The organism is Pseudogemmobacter blasticus (assembly GCF_003071405.1).
Lineage (GTDB): Bacteria > Pseudomonadota > Alphaproteobacteria > Rhodobacterales > Rhodobacteraceae > Pseudogemmobacter > Pseudogemmobacter blasticus.
In genome coordinates this window covers 1937624-1950259 of record NZ_CP020470.1, presented here as the reverse complement: position 1 = coordinate 1950259, position 12636 = coordinate 1937624, and the positions used below count along the sequence as shown (strand labels likewise).

12 protein-coding genes are annotated in these 12636 nt (G+C 66.3%); 10 read left to right on the top strand and 2 right to left on the bottom strand.

Annotated elements, in window-relative coordinates:
• Positions 1–9 precede the first annotated feature (9 nt).
• The 7 genes from fba to B6K69_RS09485 all read left to right on the top strand — a co-directional run bounded on the left by fba (position 10) and on the right by B6K69_RS09485 (position 5877).
• Complete coding sequence (fba, locus tag B6K69_RS09515; protein ID WP_108643610.1) at positions 10–1068, top strand: class II fructose-bisphosphate aldolase; 1059 nt, start codon at positions 10–12, stop codon at positions 1066–1068.
• Positions 1069–1082: 14 nt separating this feature from the next.
• Complete coding sequence (locus tag B6K69_RS09510) at positions 1083–2459, top strand: ribulose-bisphosphate carboxylase (RefSeq protein WP_108643609.1); 1377 nt, start codon at positions 1083–1085, stop codon at positions 2457–2459.
• A gap of 54 nt (positions 2460–2513) precedes the next feature.
• Positions 2514–3197: a ribulose-phosphate 3-epimerase gene (rpe, locus tag B6K69_RS09505; RefSeq protein WP_108643608.1), complete on the top strand. Its 684-nt coding sequence runs from the start codon at positions 2514–2516 to the stop codon at positions 3195–3197.
• Entirely contained in the window at positions 3197–3736 is a 540-nt protein-coding gene (locus B6K69_RS09500) for a thioredoxin family protein (protein WP_206340509.1), read from the top strand. The genes rpe and B6K69_RS09500 overlap by 1 nt, the downstream gene beginning before the upstream one ends.
• Positions 3733–4389, top strand: a complete 657-nt coding sequence (locus B6K69_RS09495; protein ID WP_108643606.1) for a phosphoglycolate phosphatase — start codon at positions 3733–3735, stop codon at positions 4387–4389. Before B6K69_RS09500 ends, B6K69_RS09495 begins: the two co-directional genes overlap by 4 nt.
• Positions 4380–5054 (top strand): HAD family hydrolase, encoded by a 675-nt coding sequence (locus B6K69_RS09490; RefSeq protein WP_108643605.1) that lies wholly within the window; start codon positions 4380–4382, stop codon positions 5052–5054. Before B6K69_RS09495 ends, B6K69_RS09490 begins: the two co-directional genes overlap by 10 nt.
• A gap of 124 nt (positions 5055–5178) precedes the next feature.
• Positions 5179–5877: a Crp/Fnr family transcriptional regulator gene (locus tag B6K69_RS09485; protein WP_108643604.1), complete on the top strand. Its 699-nt coding sequence runs from the start codon at positions 5179–5181 to the stop codon at positions 5875–5877.
• Between the two features lie 11 nt (positions 5878–5888).
• On the opposite strand, the gene B6K69_RS09480 is transcribed toward B6K69_RS09485, so the two are convergent.
• Complete coding sequence (locus B6K69_RS09480; protein ID WP_108643603.1) at positions 5889–6575, bottom strand: NnrU family protein; 687 nt, start codon at positions 6573–6575, stop codon at positions 5889–5891.
• A 28-nt stretch (positions 6576–6603) separates the two neighbouring features.
• Positions 6604–7794: an NnrS family protein gene (locus B6K69_RS09475; protein ID WP_108643602.1), complete on the bottom strand. Its 1191-nt coding sequence runs from the start codon at positions 7792–7794 to the stop codon at positions 6604–6606.
• A gap of 212 nt (positions 7795–8006) precedes the next feature.
• On the opposite strand from B6K69_RS09475, the gene B6K69_RS09470 reads away from it, so the two are divergent.
• From B6K69_RS09470 to nosZ, 3 genes are read left to right on the top strand one after another with little or no spacing between them, the layout of a single operon-like run.
• On the top strand, positions 8007–8495 hold the full coding sequence (locus tag B6K69_RS09470) for a hypothetical protein (RefSeq protein WP_108643601.1): 489 nt from the start codon (positions 8007–8009) through the stop codon (positions 8493–8495).
• Positions 8492–10693 carry a NosR/NirI family protein gene (locus B6K69_RS09465; protein WP_108643600.1) on the top strand — a complete coding sequence of 734 codons (2202 nt, stop codon included), beginning with the start codon at positions 8492–8494 and terminating at the stop codon, positions 10691–10693. Before B6K69_RS09470 ends, B6K69_RS09465 begins: the two co-directional genes overlap by 4 nt.
• A 2-nt stretch (positions 10694–10695) precedes the next feature.
• Entirely contained in the window at positions 10696–12636 is a 1941-nt protein-coding gene (gene nosZ, locus B6K69_RS09460) for a TAT-dependent nitrous-oxide reductase (RefSeq protein WP_181318195.1), read from the top strand.

Here is a 12636-nt window from a genome sequence, read left to right as displayed (position 1 = left end):
CCGAACACCATGGCACTGATCACGCTTCGTCAACTTCTGGACCACGCGGCCGAACATGGCTACGGCGTTCCGGCCTTCAACATCAACAACATGGAACAGGGTCTGGCCATCATGGAGGCCGCGAAGGCCACCGATGCGCCGGTCATCATCCAGGCCAGCCGCGGCGCCCGCAGCTATGCCAATGACATCATGCTGGCCAAGATGATCGAGGCGCTGGCGCAGATCTACCCGGAAATCCCGCTCTGTATGCACCAGGATCACGGCAACAACGAAAAGACCTGCCTATCCGCCATCAAATACGGCTTCACCTCGGTGATGATGGACGGCAGCCTTGAGGCCGATGCGAAAACCCCGGCCAGCTATGATTACAACGTCAACGTCACCGCCCGCGTGGCCGAACTGGCCCATTGGGTGGGCGCTTCGGTCGAAGGGGAACTGGGCGTTCTGGGCAGCCTTGAAACCGGCAAGGGCGAGGCCGAGGACGGCCACGGCGCCGAGGGCGAGCTGGACCACAGCCAGTTGCTGACCGACCCGGATCAGGCGGTGGATTTCGTGAAGAAGACGCAGGTCGATGCGCTGGCCATTGCCTGCGGCACCAGCCACGGCGCCTACAAGTTCAGCCGCAAGCCCACCGGCGACATCCTGGCGATGAACGTGATCGAGGCGATCCACAAGAAGCTGCCGAACACGCATCTTGTCATGCACGGCTCCTCGTCCGTGCCGCAGGATCTGCAGGACATCATCAACGAATACGGCGGCGCCATGCCGCAAACCTTTGGCGTCCCGGTCGAGGAAATCGTCCGCGGCATCAAGATGGGCGTGCGCAAGGTCAACATCGACACCGATTGCCGCATGGCCATGACCGGCCAGTTCCGCAAGATTGCCACCCAGAACAAGGCGGAATTCGACCCGCGCAAGTTCCTGAAACCCGCGATGGATGCCATGCGCGATCTGTGCAAGCTGCGGCTTGAAGCCTTCGGCACCGCCGGACAGGCATCGAAGATCAAGGTCATCGCGATAGATGACATGGCCAAGCGTTACGCCAGCGGCGCGCTCAAGGCCGTCTGACAGGAGATACCACCATGGACCAATCAAACCGCTACGCCCGGCTCGACCTCAAGGAAGCCGATCTCATCGCCGGGGGCCGCCATGTGCTGTGCGCCTATGTGATGAAACCCAAGGCGGGCTACGGCTACCTTGAAACCGCCGCCCATTTCGCGGCCGAAAGCAGCACCGGCACCAACGTCGAGGTGTCGACCACCGACGATTTCACCCGCGGCGTCGATGCGCTGGTCTACGAGATCGACCCCGCGAAGGAGATCATGAAGATCGCCTATCCGGTTGAACTGTTCGACCGCAACATCATCGACGGCCGGGCGATGCTGTGTTCGTTCCTGACCCTGACCATCGGCAACAACCAGGGCATGGGCGATGTCGAATACGCCAAGATGCACGACTTCTGGGTTCCGCCCTGCTACCTGCGTCTGTTCGACGGCCCGTCGATGAACATCGCCGACATGTGGCGCGTTCTGGGCCGCGATGTGCGCGATGGCGGCATGGTGGTGGGCACGATCATCAAGCCGAAACTGGGCCTGCGTCCGAAACCCTTTGCGGACGCCTGCTATGAATTCTGGCTGGGCGGCGACTTCATCAAGAACGATGAACCGCAGGGCAACCAGACCTTCGCGCCGCTCAAGGAAACCATCCGCCTGGTCGCTGATGCGATGAAGCGCGCGCAGGACGCAACCGGCGAGGCCAAGCTGTTCTCGGCCAACATCACCGCCGATGACCATTACGAAATGGTCGCCCGTGGCGAATACATCCTGGAAACCTTCGGCGAAAACGCCGATCACGTCGCCTTCCTGGTTGATGGCTATGTCACCGGCCCGGCCGCCATCACCACCGCGCGGCGGCAGTTCCCGCACCAGTTCCTGCACTACCACCGCGCCGGCCACGGCGCCGTGACCAGCCCGCAGTCGATGCGCGGCTATACCGCCTTCGTGCTGTCCAAGATGTCGCGCCTGCAAGGGGCCAGCGGCATCCACACCGGCACCATGGGCTATGGCAAGATGGAGGGCGACGCCTCCGACAAGATCATGGCCTACATGCTGACCGATGATGCCGCCCAAGGCCCGTTCTACCATCAGGACTGGCTTGGCATGAAACCCACCACGCCCATCATCTCGGGCGGGATGAACGCGCTGCGCCTGCCCGGGTTCTTTGACAACCTCGGCCATTCCAACGTGATCCAGACCTCGGGCGGCGGCGCCTTCGGCCATGTCGACGGCGGCACCGCCGGGGCGAAATCGCTGCGCCAAAGCTGTGACGCCTGGAAGGCAGGGGTGGATCTGGTCACCTATGCCAAGGATCACCGCGAACTTGCCCGCGCCTTCGAAAGTTTCCAAAGCGATGCGGACAAGCTGTATCCCGGCTGGCGCGAAAAGCTGGGCGTGGCGTAAGCGGCCTGATACACGGGCGGGGGACACCCCGCCCCCCTTCCTCTGGAGACAGACATGACCTTCGACCGCCGCATCAAGATTGCCCCGTCCATCCTCTCGGCCGATTTCGCCGATTTTGGCCGCGAGATCCGCGCGATCGAGGATCAGGGCGCTGACTGGGTGCATGTCGATGTGATGGACGGCCATTTCGTGCCGAACCTCACCTTCGGGCCGCCCGCCGTTGCCGCCTTCCGCAAGCATGTGAAAACGGTGATGGACGTGCATCTGATGATCGCGCCCGTCGATCCCTATATCGACGCCTATGCCAAGGCCGGCGCCGACATCCTGACCGCCCATATCGAGGCCGGGCCGCATATCCACCGCACGCTACAGGCCATTCGCGGCGCGGGCATGAAGGCGGGCGTGGCGCTGAACCCCGGCACCTCGGCCGATGCGGTGGAACACCTGCTGGACCTGACCGATCTGGTCTGCGTGATGACGGTGAACCCCGGCTTCGGCGGGCAGAAATACATCGACATGACGGCCAAGGTCCGGCGCTTGCGCGCCATGATCGGGGATCGCCCGGTGCATATCGAGATCGACGGCGGCATGGACCCGACCACCGCGCCGCTGATGGCGGCGGCAGGGGCCGATGTGCTGGTCGCCGGCTCGGCCGTGTTCAAGGGCGGCTCGGTTGCCGCGCCCGAAGTCTATGGCGCCAACATCCGCGCCATCCGCGCCGCCGCCGAGGCCGCCTGATGGCGACCGCCGCGCCGGTCTGCGATTTCGGCTGGAAGGCGCCGGGCTTCACCCTGCCCGGCACCGACGGCAAGCTGTGGACGCTGCATGATGTGGCGGGGCCGAAGGGCACGCTGATCGTCTTCATGTGCAACCACTGCCCCTATGTGAAGGCCATCCTTGACCGGCTGGTCCGCGATGCGAACGACCTGCGCGCCTTCGGCATCGGCGTGGCGGCGATCAACGCCAATGATGCCGCCGCCTATCCCGATGACAGTTTCGACGAGATGAAGAAACTGGCGCTGCCCTTCCCCTATCTGCATGACGAAACGCAGGCGGTGGCCCGTGCCTGGGGGGCCGCCTGCACGCCGGATTTCTTTGGCCTGAACGCCGCTGCGGAACTGCAATACCGCGGCCGGCTGGATTCCAGCGGCAAGACCGCCGCCCCCGCCGCCCGGCGCGAACTGTATGAGGCGATGGTGCAGATCGCCCATACCGGCCGTGGCCCCGACCATCAGGTCGCCGCCATGGGCTGCTCGATCAAGTGGAAACCGGAATGACGGCGCTGATCTTCGATCTGGACGGCACGCTGATTGACAGCGCCCCGGCCATTCATGCCGTGTCCAATGCCGTGCTGACGGCGCGCGGCTATCCGGCGCTGGACATGGCCACCGTGCGCAGCTTCGTCGGCAAGGGGGCGCCGCATCTGGTGCGCTGCCTGTTGCAGAACGCCGGCGAAAACCCCGACGGCCCGCTGTTCGATCCGCTCTATGCCGATCTAGTCACCCGCTATGAGACCGAGGTTGAGGGCAACACCCTCTATCCCGGCGTGGTCGAGGCGCTTGATACCCTGGCCGCCATGGGCTGCGCGATGGCCGTCGCCACCAACAAGCCCGAACGCCCGGCACTGGCCGCCATTCGCCATGTCGGGCTTGAACGCTTCTTCCCGGTCATCCTGGGCGGCGACAGCCTGCCCACCCGCAAGCCGGACCCGGGCATGGTGCATGCCGCGCAGGCCCGCCTTGGCCGCGACCGCGCGCTTTATGTGGGCGACAGCGAGGTGGATGCCGAAACCGCCGTGAACGCCGGGTTGCCGTTCCTTCTTTACACCGAAGGCTATCGCAAGACCCCGGTGGAAAAGATGACGCATCAGGCCGCCTTCAGCGATTTCAGCCGCCTGCCCGCGCTGGTGAAAGGCTGGTCATGGCCCTGAAGGCGCTGATCTTCGACGTGGACGGCACGCTGGCCGAAACCGAAGAGGCGCACCGTCAGGCCTTCAACGCCACCTTTGCCGCGCATGGGCTGGACTGGTGCTGGAGCGTGGCCGATTACACCCGCCTTCTGAAAGTGACGGGCGGCAAGGAACGCATGGCCGCGCATCGGGCGGCCGTCGGGCATGGCCCCGACGATGCCACCATCGCCGCGATGCACAAGGAAAAGACCGCCGCCTATGCCGCCATTCTGGCCCGGGGCGGCCTGCAACCCCGCCCCGGCGTGTTGCGGCTGGTGGAACAGGCCCGGGCGGCCGGGCTGCGTCTGGCCATCGCCACCACCACCAGCCCCGGCAATGTCGAGGCGCTGTCCGCCTGTCTTTGGGGCAAGCCGGCCGGTCAGGTTTTCGACGTGATCGCCGCCGGCGACATGGTGCAGGCCAAGAAGCCCGCGCCCGATGTCTATCTGCTGGCGCTGGAACGCCTTGGCCTGCCGCCCGGTCAGGCGCTGGCCTTTGAAGACACGCTGAACGGCATCCGCGCGGCGCAGGGGGCCGGGCTCAAGGTCGTGGTCACGCCCTCGCTCTATTCGGCCGACGAAGACCATACCGCCGCCAACCTGTGCCTGCCGGATCTGTCCGGCTTTGCCCTGTCCGACGCGCCCTGACAGGGGCGCTGCGGCCCGGAAGTCACATCCTGCATGTTGAATATAACCTCCGCCGGCCCTTGCCCGGTGGCCTTGCCCCGCGCAGGCGGCTAGACTTCCGCGCGATCTGCCAGCGTGGGACAAGATGAAAACCGAACATGCCGCCATTGCCCGCAGCTCTCTGCTGCTTGCCTCGGCCCCCGAAGCGGTTGCGCAGGCGGTGCTGGAACAGGCCCGTGTCCGCACCTATCCGCGCGGTGGCACCATCTTTCTGCAGGGCGAACAGGCCAAGGCGATCTACATCGTCGCCGAAGGCTGGGTGAAGCTTTACCGCATCGCCCCGAACGGCGCCGAAGCGGTGGTCGGCGTGTTCACCCGCGGCGCCTCGTTCGGCGAAGCGGTGGCCTTCCGCAGCGATACCTACCCGGTCGCGGCCGAAGCTGTCACCGATTGCGCGCTGATCCGCATCGACGCCGACAGCCTCCTGCGCCAGATCCGCAGCAACCCCGAGGTGGCGATCTCGATCCTGTCGGCCACCTTCGTGCATCTGCACAGCCTTGTGACGCAGGTCGAACAGCTCAAGGCGCAGACCGGGGCGCAGCGCGTGGCCGAATTCCTGCTGGAACTGGCCGATTGCCCCTCAGGCCCCTGCACGGTGGCGCTGCCCTATGACAAGGTGCTGATCGCCGGCCGTCTTGGGATGAAGCCCGAAAGCCTCAGCCGTGCCTTTGCCCGGCTCAAGGATCAGGGCGTGACCATCCGTCAGAACATGGCCCTGGTCGAGGATGTCGCGCTGCTGCGCACCTATGCCGAGGAAGACCCGGCCACCGCCTGGACCCGCTGACCCGGCCCCCGTCAGGGCAGGGGCGACTGGCCAATCACCGGCATATGCAGGTGCAACAGCCCCGCCCAGACCAGCACGGTCCCCGCCAGCCGCAGCGGTGACGGTCCGCCGCACGGGCGCCAGCGGCCGGTTGCCAGCGCGGCAAACGGCACCAGCCCGGTCTGCGCCGTCAGCCGCCGCCAGTCGGCCTCCGCCATGCCGCGGCGCCGCCGCCGTTCCACCACCGGCATCCCGGCCAGCGCCAGAATCAGGAACGGCCCGAACAGCAGCACGTGCGCCAGATCGCCGTTTGGCAGCAGATGCGCCCCGGCCCACAGCGCCAGCGCCCACAGCAGCGGCTGGCGCGTCACGCCGGCAATGCCGGGGCGGGCGGGGTCAAACCCCGTGGCGCGGCCTTCAAAGGCAAAGGGATTGGGTGCCCCGATCCCGAACACCGCCAGCGCAATGGCTGCCGGCATCATCAGGTTGACCGCCCAGCGGTGCCAGAGCTGCTGATCCCACAGCGGCACGAACGGGGCCCGCGCCGCCACCGCGATCAGCCACCCCAGCAACAGCAGCGACACGGCCGAGAACACCACCGCATAGCCGCGCGCGCCCAGCAGCGCCAGCAGCCGCCCCTTCACCCCCAGCGCCGCCGGAATCCGGTGCGACAGCAGGAACAGCCCCATCGCCAGCGCGAATTCGATCCAGATGGTCATCGGGCAGGGCCTTTCCGTCGGGCCGGGGTCAGTCTGCCGCCGCACGCGGCAGGCGCGGCGCCCACCACACCGGCCACAGCCGCACCACGAACAGCGCAAAGGCGGCCATCCACAGCCCGCCCGCCAGCAGCAGCGCCGGATCATGCGCCCCCGGCACGGCCGACCCCAGATAGCGCAGCAGCGCGGCCAGCGGCAACAGCGCATAGGCCAGCGCCACGGCGCGCGGCGCCACCAGCGGCCGCCCGGTATGGCCAAGGCTGGCCCGCGACATGATCGCCAGCGTCATGCCCCCCACGCCGCCGATGCCCAGCAGATGCAGCGCCGCGATCTCGGACCCGAAGCCCAGACCGGCCAGCCCCAGCATCGCGAACCCCGCCGCATTCGCGGCATAGGACAGGTGCAGCACCCACAGAATCGGCTTGTCCCATGTCCAGCCGCTGCGCCACAGCGCCACCCGCGCCAGGCCCGCCAGCCCGGCCACCACTGCCAGCCCGCCCAGCACCGGCTCGGGCAGTCCGGCCAGATACCCCGCCGCCACCCCGACCGAGGCGGCAATCGACACCGCCGCCAGCGGGGCGGGGTTGCGCGGCAGGCGGCTGTCGCGCCCGGTGGCCACCATGGCGTTGCGGGTAAAGCCCGGCGTCACCCGCCCGCCCAGCACCATGATCATGGCGCCCAGCGTCAGCAATCCGCCGCGCAGACCCGCCCAAAGCGTGCCGGTCAGCCCCATCCATTCCAGATGCGTCAGCAGGTTCGCGGTCCAGAACAGCGCCAGCAAGGCCAGCAGGATCATCTGCTGCGCCTTGGGCTTGCGGATCAGTTGCTCCAGCAGTTGCCCCGCCAGAACCGGCGCAAAGGCCAGATCGGCCAGCGCCACCACGCCGGGCGGCAGCCCGCCGGAAAACCACAGCGCCAGCCGCCCGGCCAGCCACAGCGCCGCCACCAGCGCGATGAATCGGTGCGGTGCGCCCTTCGCCCCCGTCCAGTTGGGAACGGCGGTCAGGAAGAACCCCGCCAGCGCCGCACCGCCAAAGCCGAAGATCATCTCATGCGCGTGCCAGTGCTGCGGCATGGCCGCCGCCGGAAAGCCGGCCTCCTGTCCCAGCGCCTGTGCCGCGATCCAGCGTTCCCACAGCGCCATGGCCAGCACCGCGAACAGGCCCGCCGCCAGAAAGAAGATGCGGAACCCTTCCGAGAAAAGGCGTTTCAGGGCGGTCATTCCGGGTCTCCTTGCAGGAACTGCCATCGCGGCGCAGGGGCCGCTGGCGATCCTGGCGCCCGGACGCGCCCGCCGGCCTTAACAAAAGTCAAATCCTTTCAGGCCTTTCTGTCGCGGCCCCCCTCCCGACAGGGCCGAAACGCGGGAAAATACGCAAGTCAAAGTTGACTTTTGTCAAGTCGCAACCCCTTTCGGTGGTGTAGACAGGACCAATGTCGTCGGTCCTTCGCCCCCTCCTTTGCCTTGTCGCCGTTCTGGCGGTCGCGCTTTATGGCGCGGCGGCGGGCGCGGCGGTTGCGCGCGGCCCGGTGACCGAGATGGTCATCTGCGCCGACGGCGGGACCACAACGATCCTTCTCGATGCGGCCGGAAATCCCGTGGAAAAGGGCAACTGCTGCGACTGCCTGAAATGCCTGCCGCTTGCGGCGGGCCTGTCTGGCCGCAAGCCACCCCTTCCCGCGCCCTTCGGCCGTTTCCTGATGCTTCAGCCGCAGGCCGTGGCGGAACTGCCCGGCCCCTTGCCCCATGCCCGGCCCCTGCCACGCGGCCCCCCGATGGCGCGGTCCACGGAAACGCCCGCGCCGGTTCGGCGCGCCCTGCGTCCGTTGGCCGGATCTGTCGTCGTATCCCTTGAGTTTGGTCAAGAGATCCGAAGCCAGAACAGGCCAGGGTCCGGGCAACCAGATGAGGTTGCCCGATGATCCTGCTTTCCCGCCTGATCCTGCTTGTCCTGCTGCTGCTGCCGCTTCCGGCCGCCGCAGCCCCGGTTCTGGCCGGCTTTCTGGACAAGGTGCCCGCCGCGACGCTTGTTCCCGGCGCCGATGCCTATGGCCCCCTGCGCGACGACCTGCCGGTCGTGCCCGTGCTGAAGGGCGGCGAAACCCTTGGCTGGGCCTTCGTCACCTCGGATTTCGTGGGCACCACCGGCTATTCCGGCAAGCCCATCCACACGATGGTGGCCGTGGATGCCCAGGCCCGCATCATCGGGCTGGATCTGGTCAAGCATTCTGAACCCATCGTCCTGATCGGCATCCCCGAGGCCAGGATCAAGGCGCTGGTCCAGGGCTACATCGGCCTTGATCTGGTGGCCGAGGCCCGGTCCGGCGGCACCAGCCACGACATGGACATCATCTCGGGCGCCACCGTCTCGGTGATGGTGATCGACGATTCCATCGTGCGCTCGGGGCTCAAGGTGGCCCGCACCCTGGGCCTTGGCGGCCTTGCGCCGGAAACCAGGCCCGCCGGCCCCGGGGTCGAGATCGACCCGGACGCCACCGCCGGCCCCGGCTGGATGACGATGGAAGGCGATGGCACGCTGCGGCGGCTGTCGCTGGACGTGGGCCAGTTGAACGCGGCCTTCGCCACGATGGAAGACCCGCGCGCCGCCGCCCGCGCCCTGACGGAACCCGCCGATACCACCTTCATCGACATGCAGGCGGCGCTGGTCTCCGTGCCGGGCATCGGCCGCGCCCTGCTTGGCGAACAGGAATTCACAAACCTGCAATCCTGGCTTGGAACGGGCGAACAGGCGCTGCTGCTGGTCGGGCGCGGTCTCTACAGTTTCAAGGGTTCGGGCTATGTGCGCGGCGGCATCTTCGACCGGATCGTGCTGATCCAGGATGACGTGTCGGTCCGTTTCCGCGACCGGATGCACCGCCGCGTGGTCAGCCTTGCCGCCAGCGGCGCGCCCGAATTCCCCGAGATGGACCTGTTCAGGATTCCCGCCGACAGCGGATTCGATCCGACCCGGCCGTTCCGCATCCAGCTTCTGGTGCAGCGCGAGGTGGGGCCGATCGAAAAGGTCTTCACCACCTTCGATCTGGGCTACCAGGTGCCGCCCCGCTTCCTGCGCGCGGTCGCCCCGCCGCCGGCCGCCGAACCCTCGGCCGCCGAACAGGTTGCCGCGCAGGATGAAGTCAGCGCGCAGGCCCAGTTGTGGAAAAAGATCTGGGTCGGATCGAAGCCCGAAATCGCCGGCCTGGCCGCGATGCTTGTGGTGCTGACGGGCGTGTTCTTCTTCCAGGGCTTCGCCACCCGCAACGCCCGCGCCTATTTCTGGTTCCGCATGGGCTTCCTGACCGTGACGCTGGTCTTCCTGGGGTTCTACGCCAATGCGCAGCTTTCCGTCGTCAACCTGATGGCGCTGTTCGGGGCGCTGGTCACCGGCTTCAGTTGGCAGGCCTTCCTGCTGGACCCGCTGACCTTCATCCTGTGGTTCGCCGTTGCCGCCGCGCTGCTGTTCTGGGGGCGTGGCGCCTATTGCGGCTGGCTGTGCCCCTTCGGCGCCCTTCAGGAACTGACCAACCGCATCGCCCGCGCCCTGCATGTGCCGCAATGGACGCTGCCCTGGGGCCTGCACGAACGCCTCTGGCCGATCAAGTACATGATCTTCCTTGGCCTCTTCGGCGTCTCGCTGATGTCCATCGAACAGGCCGAACATCTGGCCGAGGTCGAACCCTTCAAGACCGCAATCATCCTGAAATTCGTCCGCGCCTGGCCCTTCGTGGCCTATGCCGCCGCGCTGCTTATCGCCGGTCTCTTCGTCGAACGGTTCTACTGCCGCTACCTCTGCCCGCTGGGCGCGGCGATGGCGATCCCGGCCCGGATGCGCATGTTCGACTGGCTCAAGCGGTACCGCGAATGCGGCAACCCCTGCCAGAGCTGCGCCAACCAATGCCCGGTTCAGGCCATTCACCCCACGGGTGAGATCAACCCGAACGAATGTGTGAACTGCCTGCACTGCCAGGTTCTGTACCAGTCCAGGACGATCTGTCCGGTCGTCATCAAGCGCGAAAAACGGCGGTCCGCCGTCGAGGGCGCGCCCCCGGTTCTGGGGTCGCCCCCCGTCGGCCATCCCAACGCCGCCCGCCACATCCCGAAATCCGCAAGAGGAGTATGATCATGGAAACCGACCACAAGACAGGTCTCAGCCGCCGCGCCCTGCTGGGGGCAACGGCAGGCGGCGCCGCGCTTGCCGGCTCTGCCGGACGGCTGGCGCTGACCCCGGCCGCCCTTGGCCTGGGGGCCGCCGCCGTGGCCCTGCCCGGCGCCGCCCGCGCCGCGGGCTTCGAGGTGGCGCCCGGCCAGCTTGACGAATACTACGGCTTCTGGTCCTCGGGCCAGACGGGCGAGATGCGGATTCTCGGCATCCCCTCGATGCGGGAATTCATGCGCGTGCCGGTGTTCAACCGCTGCTCGGCCACCGGCTGGGGCCAGACCAATGAATCGATCCGCATCCACCAGCGGACGATGACCGAGAAGACGAAGAAGCTGCTTGAGGCCAACGGCAAGAAGATCCACGACAACGGCGATCTTCACCACGTCCACATGTCCTATACCGAGGGCAAGTATGACGGCCGCTTCCTGTTCATGAACGACAAGGCGAACACCCGCGTGGCGCGGGTCCGCTGCGACGTGATGAAATGCGATGCCATTCTGGAAATCCCCAATGCCAAGGGCATCCACGGGATGCGCCCGCAGAAATGGCCGCGCTCGAACTACGTCTTCTGCAACGGCGAGGACGAGGCGCCCCTGGTCAATGACGGTTCGACCATGAAGGACGTGTCCACCTATGTGAACATCTTCACCGCCGTCGATGCCGACAAGTGGGATGTCGCCTGGCAGGTCATGGTCTCGGGCAACCTCGACAACTGCGATGCCGATTACGAAGGCAAATGGGCCTTCTCCACCAGCTACAACTCGGAAATGGGCATGAACCTGGCGGACATGACCGCCTCGGAAATGGACCATGTGGTGGTGTTCAACATCGCCGAGATCGAAAAGGCCATCGCCGCCGGCCAGTATCAGGAACTGAACGGCGTCAAGGTGCTGGACGGCCGGAAAGAGGCGAACAGCCTGTTCACCCGCTACATCCCCATCGCCAACAACCCGCATGGCTGCAACATGGCGCCCGACAAGCGCCACCTGTGCATCGGCGGCAAGCTGTCGCCCACCGTCACGGTGATTGATGTCACCCTGCTGGACGACGTGTTCTACAAGAACGCCGATCCGCGCAGCACCGTGGTGGCAGAGCCCGAGGTCGGCCTTGGCCCGCTGCACAACGCCTTTGACGGCAAGGGCAACGTCTTCACCTCGCTCTTCCTCGACAGCCAGGTGGTGAAATGGAACATCGACAAGGCCATCGCCGCCTACAAGGGCGAGCAGGTCGATCCGATCCTCGACAAGGTCGATGTGCAGTATCAGCCCGGCCACCTGAAAACCTCGATGGGCGAAACGCTTGAGGCGGACGGGAAATGGCTGGTCTGCCTGTGCAAGTTCTCGAAGGACCGCTTCCTGAATGTCGGCCCGCTGAAACCCGAAAACGACCAGTTGATCGACATTTCGGGCGACAAGATGGTGGTCATCCACGATGGCCCGAACTTCGCCGAACCGCATGACGCCATCGCGGTTCATGCCTCGAAGATGACCAACATCAAGTCCGTCTGGGACCGGCAAGACCCGATGTGGGCCGAGACCCGCAAACAGGCCGAGGCCGACGGCGTGAACCTGGACGACTGGCAGGACACCGTGATCCGCGACGGCAACAAGGTGCGGGTCTACATGTCCAGCCAGGCGCCGCAATTCGCGCTTGAGGAATTCACGGTCAAGGAAGGCGACGAGGTGACGGTGATCGTCACCAACCTCGACGACATCGACGACCTGACCCACGGCTTCACCATGGGCAACCATGGCGTCGCCATGGAAATCGGGCCGCAACAAACCTCGTCCGTGACCTTCGTCGCCGGGGCGGCGGGCGTTTACTGGTATTACTGCCAGTGGTTCTGCCATGCGCTGCACATGGAAATGCGCGGCCGGATGTTCGTGGAACCGAAGGACGCCTGA

Bases quoted from the DNA above. Each gene is read 5' to 3' on its own strand.
- B6K69_RS09500 (WP_206340509.1), top strand. From the start codon at position 3,197: ATGGCGACCGCCGCGCCGGTCTGCGATTTCGGCTGGAAGGCGCCGGGC.
- B6K69_RS09495 (WP_108643606.1), top strand. From the start codon at position 3,733: ATGACGGCGCTGATCTTCGATCTGGACGGCACGCTGATTGACAGCGCC.
- rpe (WP_108643608.1), top strand. From the start codon at position 2,514: ATGACCTTCGACCGCCGCATCAAGATTGCCCCGTCCATCCTCTCGGCC.
- B6K69_RS09480 (WP_108643603.1), bottom strand. From the start codon at position 6,575: ATGACCATCTGGATCGAATTCGCGCTGGCGATGGGGCTGTTCCTGCTG.
- fba (WP_108643610.1), top strand. From the start codon at position 10: ATGGCACTGATCACGCTTCGTCAACTTCTGGACCACGCGGCCGAACAT.
- B6K69_RS09475 (WP_108643602.1), bottom strand. From the start codon at position 7,794: ATGACCGCCCTGAAACGCCTTTTCTCGGAAGGGTTCCGCATCTTCTTT.
- B6K69_RS09470 (WP_108643601.1), top strand. From the start codon at position 8,007: ATGTCGTCGGTCCTTCGCCCCCTCCTTTGCCTTGTCGCCGTTCTGGCG.
- B6K69_RS09510 (WP_108643609.1), top strand. From the start codon at position 1,083: ATGGACCAATCAAACCGCTACGCCCGGCTCGACCTCAAGGAAGCCGAT.
- B6K69_RS09485 (WP_108643604.1), top strand. From the start codon at position 5,179: ATGAAAACCGAACATGCCGCCATTGCCCGCAGCTCTCTGCTGCTTGCC.
- nosZ (WP_181318195.1), top strand. From the start codon at position 10,696: ATGGAAACCGACCACAAGACAGGTCTCAGCCGCCGCGCCCTGCTGGGG.
- B6K69_RS09490 (WP_108643605.1), top strand. From the start codon at position 4,380: ATGGCCCTGAAGGCGCTGATCTTCGACGTGGACGGCACGCTGGCCGAA.
- B6K69_RS09465 (WP_108643600.1), top strand. From the start codon at position 8,492: ATGATCCTGCTTTCCCGCCTGATCCTGCTTGTCCTGCTGCTGCTGCCG.